The following is a 17,505-nucleotide window of genomic DNA, read 5'->3' as shown; positions in this document are numbered from 1 at the left end:
GCCCCCGAACGACGGAGTCGGGGGTGCAGTATACGATCCGCTCCGGCGCCTACGCGGCGGAGGTTGCGAGCGTCGGTGCCTCGCTCCGGGCGCTGACGCACGACGGCCGCGATCTCGTCGTGCCGTTCGCCGCCGACGAGGTGCGCCCCGCCTACCGCGGCGCCACGCTCGCGCCCTGGCCGAACCGCATCGTCGACGGGCGCTACACGTTCGACGGGGCGGAGCACCGGGCCGCGCTCACCGAGCCCGAGCGCGGCCACGCGCTGCACGGCCTCGTCGCGTGGGCCGACTTCGGCCTGGTCGCGCAGTCTGGCGACCGGGTGACGCTCGCGACCGTCATCCCGCCCCAGACGGGGTACCCCTGGCGCGTCCGCGTCGAGACGACCTACACGGTGGACGCCGCCGGCCTCACCCAGTCCGTCCGCGCGACCAACGAGAGCCCGGATGCCGCCCCCTTCGGCACCGGCCCGCACCCCTACCTCGTCGCCGGCCCCGCTCCGCTGGACGAATGGACGTTCCAGCTCGACGCCGCGGAGGTGCTGGAGGTCGACGACCGCCTCGCACCCGTGGGCCTGGCCGCCTGCTCGGGAAGGTTCGACTGGCGTGCCCCGCGCGTGCTCGGCGCCGTCGAGCTCGACCACGCCTTCACCGGACTCGGCCGGGCGGACGGCATCGCGCGCGCCCGCCTGACCGACCCGTCCGGCACCGGCGTGGAACTGGCCTGGGACGCGTCGTGCCCCTGGGTCCAGGTCCACACCGCCGACCTGCCCACTCTTCCGGACGGCCCCGGTACTCCAGGCCACCGCGCCGGCCTCGCCGTCGAGCCGATGACCTGTGCCCCCGACGCCTTCAACGCCGCCCGGTACGACTACGATGCCGGGCTGCTCGTGATCGCGCCGGGGGCGTCGGTCACGGCATCCTGGCGCATCGCCGCGCTGTAGGCGTCACCGCGGCGGCTCTTCGCGCAGCAGCTGCTCCGTGGGGTCGTACGACGCCTCCTTGACGTTGAGGTCGGCCTTCGTCTCGTCGACAAGCCCATGTCGTGCTCCTTTCGTGGCGTCCGCACACGGGACGGACCTCCGACGCGAGGGCCGAGGGATTGTCGCATCCTCGCGTGATGGTCACGCCGCGACCGCATCGGCGAAATGTCGGCCGAGCACGCGGTTCCACTTGTTCGCCGGGAGCGTGGGGTGCAGCGCCGCCATGCCGGTGCCGTACTTCGACACCGTCGCGGGGCGGTGCCCGGCGCGCCACAGCGCGCGGTCGAGCGCACCGGCGCGCTGCCCCGACTTCGTTTCGACGATGACGGATGCCGGCAGCCGCAGCATCCGTCCGTCCGCGCCGATCCAGGTCAGCTCGGTGTCGATCGTCGCCCGCGACGGGGCGGCGCCCGGCAGCAGCAGCGTCGTCCGGCGATAGCGGGTGACGAGGACGGGGACGAGGTCGTCGGCGAGGCGGTTCGCACCGGGGATGCCGGCATCCTCCAGCAGCCCCGCCGCGTAGGCGACGGCGTCGTCGTCGAGCTCGTCGCCGACGACCGGAACCCGCTCCTTCACGGTCGAAGAGCGACCACCGCGCGTCTTGACCTCGAGGAACGAGCCGCCCGAATCGACGTACGTGCGGGCCCGGACCTTGAACCGGCGGCGCCGGCCGCGCGCGGCGCCGAAGTAGCTGTCCAGGCGCGGGGTGTCGAAGTACTGCGACGTGTAGCGCAGGGCGCGCTCGCCGTCGATCTCCAGCACCTGGGCGCCGGCGGGGAGCGCCGCGAGGACGTCCGGAAGGTCGGCCAGCGGCAGCACGTACTTGCGGTCGACACGGGTCTGCAGTTCGGCGGCGGCGTTCAGCTGCTCGAGGTCGACGGCGCGCAGCCGGTTGATGACGTGCAGCCGGCCGACGGCGGCGGTGGCGCTCATCGCGCGACCTCCAGACCCTCGTGCGTCCGCGCTTCGTGCGTCTGCGCCGAGAGTGTCGCGGCGCCGGGACGGGGCGCGAGGTACCGGACCTCGACCTCTGTCGTGTCCGAGACCAGGTCGATGCTGCGGGTCGTGACGCGGTGCACCGAGGTGCCGAGCAGTTGCTCGACGGCGGCGCGCAACTCGTTCTCGTCGGTGTACGCCCGGTCGAGCACGATCCGCTGCTCGCGTGAGCGTCGCAGCAGGGCCGGGTTGTCGACGATGGCGAGCCCGCCGACCACGAGAGCGACGAGCCCGACGCCCAGCCACGAGACCCCGGTGGACAGGCCCGAGATGAGGCCGATCGCGAGAGCCGCGAGGTAGTACCCCATCTCGCTTTGCTCGATCTCGCGCGAGCGGAGCCGGATGATCGACAGCACGCCGAACAGGCCGAGGCCGAGCCCCGCCCCGACCGTCGTGTCGGCCAGCACCATCGAGACGGCGAGTACCCCGACGTTGACCCCGACGAAGGCGACCGCGAGATCGCGGCGCCGGTGGCGCGGGTAGTAGACGGCGAAAGCGAGGACGGCGATCGCGACGAGGTCGAGGGCGACGGCGGCGATGATGTTCATGGGTACTCCTGACGTGGGGGCTGCAGTACCCATCCCAGGGGGCGACGCTATGCGCTCGCTATGTGTGGCACCAGGCGCGGGTACGAATCCGGGGATGCGGCCCCGGCGCGTGCCACACGCAGGGCGAAATGCGCTTTCGGGAGAGCGGAGGGCGCCAGAACGCCGATTCGCCCTGCGTGTGGCACAGCCGCCGGGTCAGACCGGCGTCGTCGTGTCGGTCGCCTGCCGCAGCGGACCGCGCATGAACCGCCAGTAGCCGACCGGGAACAGGCGCGCCAGCGCGTCGACGAGCCGCGCTTCGCGCCCGATCATGGTGCGCGCGCGGCGGTTCACCGTCGCCTCGACGATCCGGGCGGCGGCGTCCGCGGGGTCGGTGTGGTACATCGCGGCCTGCGCCGCTGCCGCCCGGTCGGCGATGGCGGGGTCGAGGGCGGCGGCGTAGCGCCCGCGCAGGATGATGCCCGTCTTCACCCCGGCCGGGTAGACCGCTCCGACCGTCACCGTCGACCCTTCCAGCTCGTGCCGCAGCGCCTCGGTGAACCCGCGCACGGCGTACTTGCTCATGGCGTACGGGATGCGCCCCGCCGGGGCGGCGAGCCCGTAGATCGACACGAGGTGCGTGACGTGCGCCGCCGGCGCCTGTCGCAGCGCGGGCAGGAGCGCCTGCGTCAGGTTGACCGTGCCCCAGAGGTTGACGTCCATGAGCCAGCGCATCTCGGCCATCGTGAGCTGGTCGATGTTGCCGAGCATCGACGACCCCGCGCACGTGATGAGGGTCTGCACCGGTCCGCGGCCGGCGATCGCGGCGGCGACGGCGGGGACGGCGGCGTCGTCGGCGAGGTCGACGACATGCATCGTGTGGCCCGATCCGGGCAGGGATGCCGCGACCGCGGCGAGTCCGTCGGCATCCCGGTCGACGAGCACGATGCGTGCCCCGCGGGCGGCGAGCTGCCGGGCGACCTCGGCGCCCATGCCCGCGGCGGCGCCGGTGACGACGCTCGTCGCGTCGGCGACCTGCAGTCGTGGCATCGCCGCCTCCGTTCCTGCGCGACGGCATCCTGTACGCCGATTCGCTCCGTATGTCGATTGTGGCCGATGACGTTCCCTAGGATCGACTGCAAAGGGGGTGTCGTGGCTGCGGATGACAAGAAGCGGAAGAAGCGCAAGAAGTCGAAGGAGAAGGATCCTCGCCGCATGCGCACCCGCGACGTCGTCGCGGAAGGGCTCTACATCGCGTCTGCCGCGACCCGGTTGAGCCTGAAGAACGCGATTCTCATGCATGTCCTCGCCGGCGGCGAGAACTTCGCCGTCGACCGCTATCTGCCCGAGGCGCGCGAGATTCTCGAGACGCTCGCGGCCGAGGCCGAGGTGGATGCCGCGCGGATCGAGCAGGAGCAGAAGGTCGCCAAGAACCGCCACTACGATTCGGACGGCACGCACGACTACCGCAGCCGCGACCTCAGGAACCTGCGGCGGCGGCAGAAGCAGTCGCTGCATGTCGCGAACGAGCTGCGCGCGCGCACCGAAGACGAAGAGGAGGTGCGGCAGATCGTGCTCGAGGCGCGGGATGCGGCCTGGGGCGAGGTCGCCGCGAACATCGAGCGCACCCTCGACGCCCTCGCGGCGCGCCCCGACCTCGATGTCGACTACGAGCGGATGCGCACGGCGCGCATGCAGGCACTGCGACTGGTCGATCTCCCGAGGCTCAAGGCGCATCGGCGCAATCTCGCGGCGCACCACGACCTGCTGGACCTGGGCCTTTCGTCGGAGGAGGTCGCCGAGCGGCTCGACGGCGATGACGCCGCGGCGCCGGACGAGCCCGCGTTCGACCCGGCTGAGCTGGAGTGATCGGCCGGCACGATTGGCCAGAACGTGCCTCGTCGGGTAGGCTGAACGTCGGCCTTCTCACGGAGGCTGTGCGCCCGCGCTCGTAGCTCAATGGATAGAGCATCTGACTACGGATCAGAAGGTTGGGGGTTCGAGTCCCTTCGAGCGCACACTGTGTTGAGACAGTAAATCAGCCGAAAACCCGCGGAATCCCGCGGGTTTTCGCATTGGTGGCCGAGTTGGTTTCCTAGTCCAACCTTCGCACGGCACGACGCGGCGGGCGTGCGACGAGGAGGACTCCCGCGAGGGATGCCGCGACGATGGTGCCGGCGAGGGCGAGTTGCAGATCCCAGAGGGGGACCGTCTCCAGCCATACGCCGCGGTCGATGTGCGCGAAGCGGAACCAGGCGATCAGGTAGGTGCCGCAGGCGACCCCCGCGAGCATGCCGAGCGGCACGCCGAGGATGAGGATGAGCGACCCTTGTGCAGCGGCGAGTCGCCGGAGGAACCGGGGCGCCGCGCCGACGGCGTACATCGTGGTCGCGTCGCGTCGGGCCTGGGTGCGCGCGAGCAGGAGCGACACGATCGTGGCCGCGACGGCCAGGGAGGCAAGGCCGAGCACGGCGATGAGGGTGCCGTCGCCGCCCCACGGTTCGACGAACTGCGGCGTGGCGACGTTGACGAGGGAGGTGTGCGCGGTGACCAGCTCGCGCGCGCGGTTCAGCTCTGCTGTGGTGAGCGGCCGGTCGGTGAGGACGTACTCGCCGAGGTAGTCGAACTCCGCGACGCCGAGCGCGTGTGCGGTCGCGGGTGAGACGGTGAGGCTGGGTGCGAAGCCGCGCAGGAAGGCTCCGGGCAGGGTGGTCGTGGACGTGGCATCAGCGGCGGTCGGGAGCAGCTCGGACCCGGTGGCGACCACGACCGTGTTATCGCGGCTGAGCTTCGTGGCGTCGTTGACGATCACTCCACCGTTCGCGAGGACGGACGCCGCGGCATCCGCACCGGGAAGCCCCGACGCGCGAACCGCCGCGGGATCGAGGACGAAGACGTCGGTGCCGCCCATCCAGGCGACGCTGAGCATCGGTCGGAATCCGTTGTCGGGATCGGTGCACGTGGTCGTGCGTGCGGGATCGAGTGCGGATGCAACGTCCGGAACGAGACCCGTGGGGCACGACTTGTCGGCGGCGGTGAGCGCGCTCAGGTGCGCATCGCCGTTCAGCGCGGTGGTCCGGATCTCAGCGGTGCCGATGATGGGCAACTCGGTCTGCAGCGCCCGAACGGTGTCGGCGAGCACGAGCCGGTCGAAATCCGGTGACACCGGCACACTGACGCCGAGGACGAACCGGCCATCGGCGACCATCTGACCGGTCGTGTCGCGGGAGTTCTGTGTGCCCGAACCCGCGATCACGACGAAGGCGGACGCGGCAAGCACTGCGACGAGGACGCCGGCGGCGGCGGGAACGACGCGCGCGGAGTGGTCGTGCGCGTCGCGCAGCGCCAATCGGAGCGCGATCGGGGCACGCGGAGCGCCGTGGACGATGCCGCCGAGGATGACACGGATGCCGAGCAGGAGTGCGGTCCCGAACAGGATCACTGCGACGGCGACGAGGAATCCGGACAAGGGGGCACTGGAGCCCGGTGCGCGGCTCGCGTTGGATGGGGACGCTTCCGCGAGGGCGAAGGCGTGATACCCGGCGGCCGTAGCGGCGATGAGAAAGACGAGGGGCAGCGCGGCGCCGACGACCGCGCGCCACCGGCGCCGGGAATGGACGGCGGACGGTGTGATGCGGTCGCGGACCGCGTCGACGGGCCGAAGCCGCGCCGTCCGGCGCGCCGGTCCCAGGGTGGCGACGAGCCCGACGCCCACGGCAGTGACGATGCCCGTGACGGGAGCCCACCACGGGAAGCGCGCCCAGACGTCCCCTGCCGGGTAGGCGAGCGCGGCGAGCAGCATCCCGCCGATGAGACCGAAGGCGATGCCGAGCATTCCTCCGGCGAGGCCGATCATGCCGCCCTGGGCCAAGATCGTCCGTCGGAGATCTCGAGGTGTCGCGCCGGCAACGGCGGCCAGCCCCAGCATCCGGCGCGCCTCGTCGGCGGCGACGGCGAACGCCGGGGTCACGAGCCCGAGAACGAGCAGGGCTCCGAGAAGGGTCGTGATGGTGGTGACGACGACGCGCAGAATGAGCGCGTCCGCGTCGACCGCGACCGGGTACAGGGCGCTCGGGGGAGGGGGGTTCTCGAGCACATCGCGGGAGACGACGAAGGCCTGCAGCTCGTTGAGCGCCTTGGCCTGATCCCACGTGACGGGATCGTCGCCGACGACGAGCCAGCGGCCGTCGACCCCGGCGGGGTCGGCGGAGATGAGCTTCGACATCCAGCCTTCCGGCGCCCAGACCGTCTGCGCGGTGTCGTCGGCGATGCCGCTGACCGCGTAGCCGCGCTGGACGTTCTGCACGACCTCGCCCATGCGGCCTTCGCCGTCCGAGCTGTACCATCCCGACCAGGGCGGCGCGACGAGGGCGAACGTGTCGCCCACGCCGAGGCCGAGGCGCTGCGCGAACGCCGTGGACACGACCGCCTCATCGCTCGCGGTGGGGAGGTTCCCATCGCGAAGCGTCGGGATCAGGATGCCGAGCCCCTCCGCGTCTGCTTCGACCAGGCGCCCGGTGGACAGGACGGAGGCGTCGAGACCGCTCGTTGCGACATCGGCGCCGGCGCTCGCCTCATCGCCGGGTGTGATCTTCAGACCGGTGGTGGCGATGAGGTCGAGTGATCGCCAGAACGGGATGAGCCGGTCCGACGTGCCCAACGCGGCACGTAGCTCCTCGGCTGTCGCCGGCTTCGTGTCCAGATCGCCCATCCACGGCGCAGGCGCACCCTCGGGGATCTGCGGGAAGGGCCCCGTCCCGCGGGGGATCGTCGTCGCGGTGATGACGGCCTGCGCGTCGGCGGGGATCGTGGCGAGCGCGCTCTCGCGGGCGGGGACGGGAGCCTGTTCCACCATCGCCCACCCGACGAGTGCGGTGATCGGCAGGGCGACGAGCACGATCGAAAGAGTCGTCCGCAGCCAGTGTGCGGCGGCATCCCGCAGCGCGAGGCGCAGCGTGGGGCGCCAGGAGATCAGCCGTCTCATCGGGCGGTGTCGGCAGTCTCGGCCAGCAGAGAGGAGGGATCGCTCGGGCCTGTCTCATCGATGATGCGCCCGTCGCGGAGGAAGATCGTCCGATCGGCCCACGCCGCGAAGCGCGCCTCATGGGTCACCATGAGCACGGCCGCACCGCGGTCGGCGCGATCGCGCAGGAGCTCGAGCACGGCGGCGCCCGTCGCCGAGTCGAGCGCGCCCGTGGGCTCGTCGGCCAGGATGAGGCGCCGAGCGCCGATGAGGGCTCGTGCGATCGCGACGCGCTGCGCCTGACCTCCCGACAGCTCGTCGGGGCGTCGATCGGCGATGTCGGCGAGGCCCGTCTCACGCAGCAGAGCGAGCGCCGCCTTCCGAGCGCGGTGTGCAGGCTGCCCGTCGAGTTCCAGCGGGAAGGTGACGTTCTCCATGGCGGTCAGCGACGGCAACAGGTTGAAGTCCTGGAAGACGTACCCGATGCTTCGCCTGCGCAGCAGCGCCAGCCGGGTCGCATTCAGGCTGGCGAGGTCGGTGCCCTCGACCGTCACGGAACCGGCGGTCGGCTGATCGAGCCCGCCCGCCAGGTGCAGCAGGGTCGACTTGCCGGAGCCGGAGGAGCCCATCACGGCCACGAACTCGCCGGGCAGGAGCGTGAGGTTCGCGTCGCGGAGCGCGACGACCTCGCGTGCTCCCTCGCCGTGGACGCGCGTCGCCGCGTGCAGCTGCAGCACGGGCGCGGTCATCGCGTTGCCCGTTCGATGGACACCGAGTCACCGAGGGGTTGCCGTGCGGGCTGCTGCGCAATCGTTGGAGCTCCGATCGCACCCATGCCGCGTCGAATCAGTGTCTCTTCGACGTCATCGAGCCAGCGCAATTCCGCCTCGGTGACGAACAGGTGGTTGTCGAGGATGAGACGACCCGCGATGTCTGCGTCATCGAGCCCGCGCCGCAGTCGGGTCAGGTCGTGCAGTGTGCGCTGCGTCGCGCTCCGCTGACGCTGCACGACACCGGTCACATCCACGTCGCCGAGCGCGACGGCGAGGGCCAGTTTGATCACGAGTTCATCCCGCCCCCGCTGTGCCGGGGTCACCGGATCCTGCCACCACGCCGTGAGGTCGCGACGCCCCTCGTCGGTCAGACTCCACTGGCCGTGAGAGTCAGACTCCTCGTGGGCCTCGCCGTGCCGAAAGACCAGCCCGTCCCGTTGCAGCCGCTGCAGCGTGGTCGAGACCTGGCCGATGTTCAGCGGCCACGAGTGGCTCGTCGACTCGTCGAAATCCTTCCGCAGCTGATAGGTCGTCGACGGTCGGCGAGACAGCAGGGCGAGCAGGGCGTACTTGACGGACATGAGCGCCTCCTTCGGTTACCCGGTAACCATAGCATGACCTCGGTTACTCGGTAATCAGTGTCTGCGGCGTATCAGCCGGGGTGACCGTCGGCTCTTCTGATGTGATCCGAATCGCGGGCGATCCCGTCCGCTGGGGACGGGGGTCACCAGAGGAGGCCGACCTCAACCCGCAGCCGCTGAACGAGATCTTCGCCGGCGTGCAGACCGGCATCGCGGTCGGGCACGAGCTGGTGCCCGCCGCCGGGTTCTTCGAGCGGGTCTACGACACGGCCGTGAAGGGCGTCGAGGTCGGCAGAGGGTGACCAGCCTCTGAGCTGGGCCGGGCCGGCCGCAACGCTACAGCGGCGTGACCCGCAGCCACACGAACCCGTGCGCGGGGAGGTGGAGCCCCTCGTCCAGGTCGAGCTCGGTGTCGTGGACGAGATCGAACGCCCCGCGCTCGAAGCCCGACAGGGTCAGCGGATCGATCGCGACCTCGACGTCGCCCACGTTCGCCAGCACGAGCACGCGGGACGCGGGGACCGCCTCGCGCTGGTACCCGACCACGGCGGCATGCGGGGTGTGGAACGGGATCAGCGCGTTGCCGGCGAACTCCGGCGTCGACTGCCGCACCGAGATGAGCTTCGTCAGCCGCCGGAACACGCGCCCGGCCGGCGTCGCCGGGTCGTTGCGCTGGGCGTAGCGGTCCCGCGGCCGGTTGCCGCGGTGCACCCAGCGGCTGTCGCCGCGGCGCACCGGGTCGTCGCGGTACGAGTAGTCGTTGAGCTGGGCGACCTCGTCGCCGAGGTACAGCAGCGGGATGCCGCCGGTCGACAGTGCCAGCGCATGCGCGAGGACGAAGCGGTCTTCGCCGCCGGCATCCATCGCCTCGATGCCGGCGAGCGACGCGCCGGTGCCGGCGACCCGCGCGTCGCCCGTGGCCGGGTTCTCCTGGAAGGCGACGCCGCGGGCGAACGTGCCCTCGTGCTTTCCGGTGTAGAAGCGGTTCAGGAACTGCCGGTGCGTGTAGCCGTCGATGCCGAGCTCGGCGGCATCCTCGTCGGCGAACGTCCAGCCGATGTCGTCGTGGCTGCGCACGTAGTTGACCCACGCCGTCCCGGGCGGCAGGGCGTGGCGGCGGTCGAGAGCCTGCTGCAGCAGCCGGCCGTCGCGGGTCGCCAGCGCCTCCCACGTGAGCGCCATCTGCAGCGGGTTGTACGACAGCTCGCACTCGCCGGGCGAGAGGTAGCTCACGACCTCGTCGGGGTGCACGATGGCCTCCGACTTGAAGGCCATACCCGGCGCCGCCATCGCGAGCACGGCGTTGAACGCCTGCAGCAGGAAGTGCGCCTCGGGAAGCGACTCGCACGCGGTGCCGAGCCGCTTCCAGATGAAGGCGACGGCATCCATCCGCAGCACCTCGACGCCCTGGTTCGCGAGGAACAGCATCTCGCCGGCCATCGCGCGGAAGACGGCGGGGTTCGCATAGTTGAGATCCCACTGGTAGTGGTAGAACGTCGACCAGATCCAGCGTCCGTCGGCGAGCTGCACGAACGAGCCGCGGTGGTCGTCGGGGAAGATCTCGCGCGTCGTCCGCTCGTAGGCGTCGGGCATCTCGCGGTCGTCGAAGATGAGGTAGAAATCGGCGAACTCGGGGTCGCCACAGACGGCCTTGCGCGCCCACTCGTGCTCGCTGCTGGTGTGGTTGAAGATGAAGTCGACCACGAGCGAGATGCCCGCCAGCCGCAGCTCGGCGGCGAGCTCCGTCAGCTGCGCCATGGTGCCGAGGCTCGGGCTCACCCTGCGGTAGCTCGACACGGCGTAGCCGCCGTCGTTGTCGCCCTCGGGCGTGTCGAACAGCGGCATGAGGTGCAGGTAGGTGAGCCCCAGCTCGCGGAAGTACGGGATCTGATCCCGGATGCCGGCGAGGTTGCCCGCGTACCGATCGACGTAGCAGACGCCGCCGAGCATCCGCTCCGACTGGAACCAGCCCGGGTCGCGCTGCGCATCGCGCACCTTCAGGTCGAGCGGGCGCGTGCTCCACGACGCGGATGCCGCCGCCACCGTCGCGGACAGCTGCTCCTGTCCGTCGGCGCGCTCGCCGTAGAGCCGGGTGAACAGGTCGTGCAGCCGCGGGAACTGGTCGTCGAAGCGGGCGAGAAAGGCCTCGTCGGCCGTCGCCTCGACGGCCGCGCGCGCGGCGGCGCGGTCGACGTCGAGCGTCGTGAGCGCGGTCATGCCCCCAGCCTACGGGCGGCCCGCCGGAATGCCTCGCCAGAATGCCTCGCCAGAATGCAGGGCGGAGTGTGACCGAACCGGGCTTTCGGGCGAGTCGAGTTGACTCGCGTCACAGGTGCTCCTGCATCTTTGCGGTATCGCGTGGTATCGCGCGGCGCGGCGCGGCGCGGCGTAGGCTCGGAGGGTGAGCGCGTACGTTTCGGCGTTCGAGTTGTTCTCCATCGGTGTGGGGCCCTCGAGCTCCCACACGGTCGGTCCGCTGCGGGCGGCCCGCGACTTCGCGCGCCGCACGATCGCGGCGACGGATGCCGGTGCCATCGCCCGGGTCGAATGCGTGCTGTACGGGTCGCTCGGGGCGACCGGCATCGGCCACGGCACGCCGGATGCCGTCGTCGCGGGGCTGCAGGGCCACGCGCCCGAGACCGTCGACCCCGCCGCCGTGCGCCGCGCCTGGACGGACTGGGTCGACGGCGCCGCGCTGCTGATGGGAGGCGCGCCCGGCGCGATCGCGGTGCCCTTCGCGCGCGACGACATCACCCTCGCCCCGCGCACCCGCCTGCCCGGGCACCCCAACGCGATGACGCTGCGCGCGCTCGACGGCGGCGGCGCGGTGCTGCGCGAAGACGCCTACTACTCGATCGGGGGCGGGTTCATCCGGCGCGAGGGCGAGAGCCGGGCGGTCGCCGCACCCTTCCCCCTGCCGTATGCGACGGCCGCCGAGCTGCTGGAGGTCTGCGACGAGCAGGGTCTCACGATCGCCGAGGTCGCGCGCCGCAACGAAGAGGCGCTGCGGCCCGAGGCCGACGTCGCCGCCGGCCTCGACGCCATCTGGGACGCGATGGCCGGATGCGTCGAGGCGGGGCTGCGCGCCGGCGGCGTGCTGCCCGGCGCGCTGCGGGTCAAGCGGCGCGCGAGCGCCATCCGCGAGCAGCTCGACGCCGCCGAGGCCGGCGGAGGGCGCGAGCTGCCGGGGGAGTGGCTGGGCGCGTTCGCGCTCGCCGTCAACGAGGAGAACGCCGCGGGCGGCCGGGTCGTCACGGCCCCCACCAACGGTGCGGCGGGCATCGTCCCGGCCGTCGCGATGTACTGGTGGCGGTTCCTCGCCGACTCCGGTCTCGGCGCCGAGAACGCCGTGACGCCCTACGGCGAGCTCGTCGGGAGCGCGCTGCTCGGGTTGCGCGGCGCTGCGGATGCCGCTGACACCACCCGGACGTTGAGCGAGGAGCGCAGCGACGAGACGAAACGCAGTGAGTCGGGCCGAGACGTTTCGTCTCGCCCTGCGGGCTCGGGAGGCGACCGGCAGGGCATAGCATCCCCGGCATCCATCGCCGAGGCGAACAGACGCCGCGGCATCCGGCGCTTCCTGCTGACGGCGACGGCGCTGGGCAGCCTCTTCAAGGCGAACGCCTCCATCTCGGGCGCCGAGGGCGGGTGCCAGGCCGAGGTCGGGTCGGCGTGCGCCATGGCGGCCGCCGGGCTCACCGCGGTCATGGGCGGCACGAACCGGCAGATCGAGAACGCCGCCGAGATCGCGATGGAGCACCACCTCGGCCTCACGTGCGACCCCGTCGGCGGGCTCGTGCAGATTCCGTGCATCGAGCGCAATGCGATCGCGGCATCCACCGCCGTGACGGCGGCCCGCCTCGCGCTGCGCGGCGACGGCAGCCACTACGTGCCGCTCGACGCCGTCGTCGAGACGATGCGGCAGACGGGCATCGACATGTCGACGAAGTACAAGGAGACGAGCGAGGGCGGCCTCGCCGTCAACGTCGTCGAGTGCTGAGGACGGCGTCGCGACGCGGGTGTTCGCCGTGCGAGAACCATTGGCACTCGGGCGGCCAGAGTGCTAATCTCGGAGGTGGTTGAGTCGTACCGGCTCAACTTTCCAGCCATCATCGACAAGGAGAGAACAATGGCCACCTACGATCCGTTCCGTGACCTCGATCGCCTCGCGTCGAGCCTCTTCGACACGCGCCGCGGCCCGCGTCGCATGCCGATGGACCTCTACCGCGACGGTGACCACTACGTCCTGAGCGCCGACCTGCCGGGCATCGATCCCGGCTCGGTCGACATCGACGTCGACGGGCAGCTGCTGACGATCCGCGCCGAGCGGACGCTCGCCGAAGGCGACGGGGTGAAGTGGATCACCCGCGAGCGCGAGGCCGCGAGCTTCCTGCGTCAGCTCAACCTCGGCCAGGGCATCGACACCGACGGCATTGCCGCGACCTACAGCAACGGCGTGCTCACCGTGACGATCCCGGTCAGCGAGCGGGCCAAGCCGCGCAAGGTGCAGGTCGTCGCCGACTCCGCCGCCCCGACGGTCCGGGCGCACGAGTCCATCCAGGTGCACGAGTCGAACGAGGAGCCGCAGCCGATCGAGCAGTGACGGCCACGGCCGAGTCGCGTCCGAGCCGCCCCTTTCGTCGCCGCGTCCGCGGCGCGACGGGGGCGGCTCTTCTCACGCGGGGGTCATCCGGGCGGGGAGGTTGTCGAGGAGGTCGGTGAAGACGGCCTCGGCGGCGCCGATGAGCAGCCGGTCTTCGGCGAGCCGCGCGGCGACGATACGCAGGTCCTCGGCGCAGGCGGGCATCGACTGGGCGCGGACCGCGTCTTCCAGGCCCGGCAGATCGTGGTCGGCGAGGCTCGCGAGAAACCCCCCGAGCACGACGACGGCCGGGTTGAGCACGTTGACGGCGTTCGAGAGGGCGGTGGAGAGGATGCGGCGCTGCCGCACGATCTCCTCGAGCGCGTCCGGGGTGGTCGCCTCCGCCAGGGCGCGGGCCAGTTCGAGGTCGTCGGCGCGGTGCGCTCCCAGCGCGGCGAGCAGGCGCGTGCGGCTCACCTCGTCTTCGAGCACGCCGTCGGGGGCGCGGCGATCGGCGATCGAGGAGATCCCCGGGCGGTTCTGGCCGAACTCGCCCGCGTAGCCGCCGACCCCGCCGACGGGGACCCCGTGCACGATGACGCCTCCGCCGATGCCGCTCGCGCCGCCGTTGAGGTAGACGACGTCGTCGATGCCGACGGCCGCGCCGTACAGGTGCTCGGCGCGCGCGCCGAGCGAGGCGTCGTTGCCGACCGCGGTGGGCAGGCCTGTGGCGGCGGAGACGAGGTCGCGCAGGGGGGCGTCCCGCCAGCGCAGGTGCGGCGCGTCGCGCACCAGGCCGTCGGCCGCGCGGACGAGCCCGGGCACGGCGATGCCGACGCCGACGATCGTGGCGCCGGCCCACGCATCCGACCACCGCGCGATCTGCTCGGCGATGAGCTGCGCCGTGCGCTCGGGCGTCAGCAGGGTGTCCTGCGGCAGGCGCACGCGGGTGCGCACGCCCTGGTCGAGACCGACGATGCCGATCTCCAGCATGTCGACCTCGGGATTGGCGGCGATCGCGACGACCGACGGATGCGGCAGGACGATCGGCGAGGGCCGGCCGACGCGACGCGACGGGTCGGGCGCGCGCTCGTCGACGAGCCCCGCGGCGGAGAGCTCGGCGACCAGGCCCGCGATGGTCGATCGGTTCAGGCCGGTCGCTTCGGTGAGGGCTGCGCGCGACAGCGGCCCGTGCAGATGGACCAGGCGCAGCAGCCGCGCGAGGTTGCGCTGGCGGACGCCTTCGACGGTGCCGCTGTCATCTGCCACGGCTCCACTGTACGAGATCGCACGGTGGACAAAGGGCGGCATCCGATATACGTTGCTGTGAACAACATTTGGTTTCCCCGCTGATTCCGGCCGATCGAGGAGCGTCATGCCCACCCCTACTCCCGCCGACAAGTTCACGTTCGGTCTCTGGACCATCGGCTACAACGGCACCGACCCGTTCGGCGGCCCGACCCGCCCGCCGCTGGACGTCGTGCACGCCGTCGAGAAGCTCGCCGAGCTCGGTGCGTACGGACTCACCTTCCACGACGACGACCTGTTCGCGTTCGGCTCGACGGATGCCGAGCGCCGGCACCAGATCGACCGCCTCAAGGGCGCCCTGGATGCCACCGGGCTGAAGATCCCGATGGTGACGACGAACCTGTTCTCGGCGCCCGTCTTCAAGGACGGCGGCTTCACCTCGAACGACCGTGCCGTGCGCCGCTTCGCGATCCGCAAGGCGCTGCGCCAGCTCGACCTCGGCGCCGAACTCGGGGCCGAGACGTTCGTCATGTGGGGCGGTCGCGAGGGTGCCGAGTACGACGCCGCGAAGGACGTCCGTCAGGCGCTGGAGCGCTACCGCGAGGCCGTGAACTTCCTCGGCGACTACGTCGTCTCGCAGGGCTACAAGCTGCGGTTCGCGATCGAGCCGAAGCCGAACGAGCCGCGCGGCGACATCCTGCTGCCGACGGTCGGGCACGCGCTCGCGTTCATCGAGTCGCTCGAGCGGCCCGAGCTCGTGGGCCTGAACCCCGAGGTCGGTCATGAGCAGATGGCGGGCCTGAACTTCGCGGCCGGTATCGCGCAGGCGCTGTACCACGGCAAGCTGTTCCACATCGACCTCAACGGTCAGCGCGGCATCAAGTACGACCAGGATCTCGTGTTCGGCCACGGCGACCTGCACAACGCGTTCGCCCTCGTCGATCTGCTGGAGAACGGCGGGCCGAACGGCGGGCCGGCCTACGACGGCCCGCGCCACTTCGACTACAAGCCCTCGCGCACCGAGGACGAGACGGGCGTGTGGGAGTCGGCATCCGCCAACATGCGCACCTACCTGCTGCTCAAGGAGCGTGCGGCCGCCTTCCGCGCCGACCCCGAAGTGCAGGAGGCGCTCGCGGCCGCCCGCGTCGCCGAGCTCGCCCAGCCCACCTTCGCGGCCGGCGAGACCTACGACGACTTCGTCGCCGACCGCTCGGCCTACGACGACTTCGACACCGACGCCTACCTCGGCGGCAAGGGCTTCGGTTTCGTCCGCCTGCAGCAACTGGCCACCGAGCACCTTCTCGGCGCCCGCTGAAGCCACCGCGCCCCACACCCCGCCTCTATCCGCGAGACTGCAATGGTGCACCGAGACTGCAGCTGCCGGCCGCAGTCTCGGTGCACGGATGCTGTTTCGCGGAACGGGTGGGGCGGGAACAGGGGGGGACAGCGGGGAGGGAAGGAGGCGGGCATGGGGCTCGTGATGGGGGTTGACTCGTCGACCCAGTCGTGCAAAGTCGTGATCGTCGACGCGGAGAGCGGGGCGATCGTCCGCGAGGCGCGGGCGCCGCACCCCGACGGCGCGTCGGTCGACCCGGAGGCGTGGTGGCGCGCCCTGCAGACCGCGATCGCGGATGCCGGTGGCCTCGACGACGTGGCCGCCTGGTCGATCGGCGGCCAGCAGCACGGGATGGTCGCGCTCGACCGCGACGGTCGGGTGGTGCGCGACGCGCTGCTGTGGAACGACACCCGGTCGGCGGATGCGGCATCCGCCCTCGTCGCCGAGTTCGGCGCGGAGGCGCTCGCCGCGCGCACCGGGCTGGTGCCGGTGGCGTCGTTCACGATCACGAAGCTGCGCTGGCTGCGCGACGCCGAGCCCGACAACGCCGCCCGCGTCGCGGCCGTCGCCCTGCCGCACGACTGGCTGACCTGGCGCCTGCGCGGGTTCGGGCCGGGCGACAGCCCGCGCGGCGCGGACCTCGGCGAGCTGGTCACCGATCGCTCCGACGCCTCCGGCACCGGCTACTGGAACCCCGCGACCGGCGAGTACGACCGCGAGCTGCTCGCGGCGGCGCTGCGACGCGATGCACCGGGACACGACGCGCAGGGACACGACGCGCGGGGACACGACGTCGTGCTGCCGCGCGTGCTCGCCGCCGACGAGTGGGTCGCCGATGCCGACGGACGCCGGGTCGCGCCGGGTGCCGGCGACAACGCCGCCGCGGCCCTCGGCGTCGGGGCGGAGCTGGGGGATGTCGTGGTCTCGATCGGCACGAGCGGAACGGTCTGCGCCGTCAGCGCCGACCCGACGACCGATCCGACCGGCACGGTCGCCGGGTTCGCCTCGGCCGACGGGCACTTCCTGCCGCTCGTATGCACCCTCAACGCGGCGCGCGTGCTCGATGTGACCGCGCGCCTGCTCGGCGTCGACCACGCCGGTCTCAGCGACCTGGCGCTGGCGGCCGAGCCGGGCGCCGGCGGACTGCGGCTCGTGCCCTACTTCGAGGGCGAGCGCACGCCCAATCTGCCCGATGCGACGGCATCCCTCGACGGGATGACGCTCGCCTCGACGACCCGCGAGAACCTCGCCCGCGCCGCCGTCGAAGGGATGCTGGGCGGCCTCGCTGCCGGCCTCGACGCCGTGCGCGACCTCGGCGTGCCGATCCGGCGTGCGCTGCTGATCGGCGGCGGCGCCCGCTCCGACGCCGTGCGCGAGATCGCCCCCGCCGTGCTCGGCGTGCCCGTCGAGGTACCCGAGCCCGCCGAGTACGTCGCCCTCGGCGCCGCCCGGCAGGCCGCGCGCGTGCTCTGACGCGCCCCGTGGCGGTCGCGCCCGGTGCCGGCGCGGCGGATAATTC

General features: G+C 71.9%; 15 protein-coding genes and 1 tRNA gene. 8 read left to right on the top strand and 8 right to left on the bottom strand.

The window, feature by feature from the left end; all coding sequences use genetic code 11:
• The first annotated feature begins 23 nt into the window (after positions 1-23).
• A complete protein-coding gene (locus QM720_RS02625; RefSeq protein ID WP_415124608.1) occupies positions 24-941 on the top strand; it encodes an aldose 1-epimerase family protein in 918 nt (305 codons plus the stop codon).
• Positions 942-1,121: 180 nt separating this feature from the next.
• Here QM720_RS02625 and QM720_RS02620 read toward each other — a convergent pair whose 3' ends face one another.
• The 3 genes from QM720_RS02620 to QM720_RS02610 all read right to left on the bottom strand — a co-directional run bounded on the left by QM720_RS02620 (position 1,122) and on the right by QM720_RS02610 (position 3,553).
• Positions 1,122-1,913, bottom strand: a complete 792-nt coding sequence (locus tag QM720_RS02620; protein WP_415124607.1) for a polyphosphate polymerase domain-containing protein — start codon at positions 1,911-1,913, stop codon at positions 1,122-1,124.
• Positions 1,910-2,524, bottom strand: a complete 615-nt coding sequence (locus tag QM720_RS02615) for a DUF4956 domain-containing protein (RefSeq protein ID WP_415124606.1) — start codon at positions 2,522-2,524, stop codon at positions 1,910-1,912. Before QM720_RS02615 ends, QM720_RS02620 begins: the two co-directional genes overlap by 4 nt.
• Before the next feature lie 195 nt (positions 2,525-2,719).
• A complete protein-coding gene (locus QM720_RS02610) occupies positions 2,720-3,553 on the bottom strand; it encodes an SDR family NAD(P)-dependent oxidoreductase (protein ID WP_415124605.1) in 834 nt (277 codons plus the stop codon).
• A 102-nt stretch (positions 3,554-3,655) separates the two neighbouring features.
• Between QM720_RS02610 and QM720_RS02605 the strand changes: the two genes are divergently transcribed.
• Positions 3,656-4,372: an asparagine synthase gene (locus tag QM720_RS02605; protein WP_415124604.1), complete on the top strand. Its 717-nt coding sequence runs from the start codon at positions 3,656-3,658 to the stop codon at positions 4,370-4,372.
• A 76-nt stretch (positions 4,373-4,448) separates the two neighbouring features.
• Positions 4,449-4,521 (top strand) — tRNA-Arg (locus tag QM720_RS02600).
• 77 nt (positions 4,522-4,598) lie between these two features.
• Here the strand turns inward: QM720_RS02600 and QM720_RS02595 are convergent.
• Genes QM720_RS02595 through QM720_RS02585 form a run of 3 tightly spaced genes read right to left on the bottom strand, consistent with a single transcriptional unit; the run spans position 4,599 to position 8,820 of the window.
• Positions 4,599-7,487, bottom strand: coding sequence for an FtsX-like permease family protein (locus QM720_RS02595; RefSeq protein WP_415124603.1), 2,889 nt, complete (start codon positions 7,485-7,487; stop codon positions 4,599-4,601).
• On the bottom strand, positions 7,484-8,215 hold the full coding sequence (locus QM720_RS02590) for an ABC transporter ATP-binding protein (protein WP_415124602.1): 732 nt from the start codon (positions 8,213-8,215) through the stop codon (positions 7,484-7,486). The genes QM720_RS02595 and QM720_RS02590 overlap by 4 nt, the downstream gene beginning before the upstream one ends.
• The gene (locus tag QM720_RS02585; protein ID WP_415124601.1) at positions 8,212-8,820 is read right to left on the bottom strand and encodes a PadR family transcriptional regulator; all 609 of its coding nucleotides are present in this window, start codon (positions 8,818-8,820) and stop codon (positions 8,212-8,214) included. Before QM720_RS02585 ends, QM720_RS02590 begins: the two co-directional genes overlap by 4 nt.
• A gap of 101 nt (positions 8,821-8,921) precedes the next feature.
• Here QM720_RS02585 and QM720_RS02580 point away from each other — a divergent pair, with 101 nt between their 5' ends.
• On the top strand, positions 8,922-9,122 hold the full coding sequence (locus tag QM720_RS02580; protein ID WP_415124600.1) for a hypothetical protein: 201 nt from the start codon (positions 8,922-8,924) through the stop codon (positions 9,120-9,122).
• A gap of 34 nt (positions 9,123-9,156) precedes the next feature.
• Here QM720_RS02580 and QM720_RS02575 read toward each other — a convergent pair whose 3' ends face one another.
• Complete coding sequence (locus tag QM720_RS02575) at positions 9,157-11,037, bottom strand: alpha-amylase family protein (protein ID WP_415124599.1); 1,881 nt, start codon at positions 11,035-11,037, stop codon at positions 9,157-9,159.
• 184 nt (positions 11,038-11,221) lie between these two features.
• On the opposite strand from QM720_RS02575, the gene QM720_RS02570 reads away from it, so the two are divergent.
• Positions 11,222-12,820 (top strand): L-serine ammonia-lyase, iron-sulfur-dependent, subunit alpha, encoded by a 1,599-nt coding sequence (locus QM720_RS02570; RefSeq protein ID WP_415124598.1) that lies wholly within the window; start codon positions 11,222-11,224, stop codon positions 12,818-12,820.
• Between the two features lie 129 nt (positions 12,821-12,949).
• Positions 12,950-13,423, top strand: a complete 474-nt coding sequence (locus QM720_RS02565; protein WP_415124597.1) for an Hsp20/alpha crystallin family protein — start codon at positions 12,950-12,952, stop codon at positions 13,421-13,423.
• Between the two features lie 72 nt (positions 13,424-13,495).
• On the opposite strand, the gene QM720_RS02560 is transcribed toward QM720_RS02565, so the two are convergent.
• Positions 13,496-14,671: an ROK family transcriptional regulator gene (locus tag QM720_RS02560; RefSeq protein ID WP_415124596.1), complete on the bottom strand. Its 1,176-nt coding sequence runs from the start codon at positions 14,669-14,671 to the stop codon at positions 13,496-13,498.
• A gap of 106 nt (positions 14,672-14,777) precedes the next feature.
• Between QM720_RS02560 and xylA the strand changes: the two genes are divergently transcribed.
• Positions 14,778-15,965, top strand: a complete 1,188-nt coding sequence (xylA, locus tag QM720_RS02555; protein WP_415124595.1) for a xylose isomerase — start codon at positions 14,778-14,780, stop codon at positions 15,963-15,965.
• Positions 15,966-16,118: 153 nt separating this feature from the next.
• A complete protein-coding gene (gene xylB / locus QM720_RS02550) occupies positions 16,119-17,459 on the top strand; it encodes a xylulokinase (RefSeq protein WP_415124594.1) in 1,341 nt (446 codons plus the stop codon).
• Positions 17,460-17,505 lie beyond the last annotated feature (46 nt).

Origin of the sequence: Microbacterium sp., from assembly GCF_047602155.1 — a bacterium.
Lineage (GTDB): Bacteria > Actinomycetota > Actinomycetes > Actinomycetales > Microbacteriaceae > Microbacterium.
This window is presented reverse-complemented; position numbering and strand designations above follow the sequence as displayed.

What these genes read in the sequence shown, in the direction of transcription:
- QM720_RS02620 (WP_415124607.1), bottom strand. Translation starts at nt 1,913, where the DNA reads ATGAGCGCCACCGCCGCCGTCGGCCGGCTGCACGTCATCAACCGGCTG.
- QM720_RS02615 (WP_415124606.1), bottom strand. Translation starts at nt 2,524, where the DNA reads ATGAACATCATCGCCGCCGTCGCCCTCGACCTCGTCGCGATCGCCGTC.
- QM720_RS02610 (WP_415124605.1), bottom strand. Translation starts at nt 3,553, where the DNA reads ATGCCACGACTGCAGGTCGCCGACGCGACGAGCGTCGTCACCGGCGCC.
- QM720_RS02595 (WP_415124603.1), bottom strand. Translation starts at nt 7,487, where the DNA reads ATGAGACGGCTGATCTCCTGGCGCCCCACGCTGCGCCTCGCGCTGCGG.
- QM720_RS02590 (WP_415124602.1), bottom strand. Translation starts at nt 8,215, where the DNA reads ATGACCGCGCCCGTGCTGCAGCTGCACGCGGCGACGCGCGTCCACGGC.
- QM720_RS02585 (WP_415124601.1), bottom strand. Translation starts at nt 8,820, where the DNA reads ATGTCCGTCAAGTACGCCCTGCTCGCCCTGCTGTCTCGCCGACCGTCG.
- QM720_RS02575 (WP_415124599.1), bottom strand. Translation starts at nt 11,037, where the DNA reads ATGACCGCGCTCACGACGCTCGACGTCGACCGCGCCGCCGCGCGCGCG.
- QM720_RS02565 (WP_415124597.1), top strand. Translation starts at nt 12,950, where the DNA reads ATGGCCACCTACGATCCGTTCCGTGACCTCGATCGCCTCGCGTCGAGC.
- xylA (WP_415124595.1), top strand. Translation starts at nt 14,778, where the DNA reads ATGCCCACCCCTACTCCCGCCGACAAGTTCACGTTCGGTCTCTGGACC.
- xylB (WP_415124594.1), top strand. Translation starts at nt 16,119, where the DNA reads ATGGGGCTCGTGATGGGGGTTGACTCGTCGACCCAGTCGTGCAAAGTC.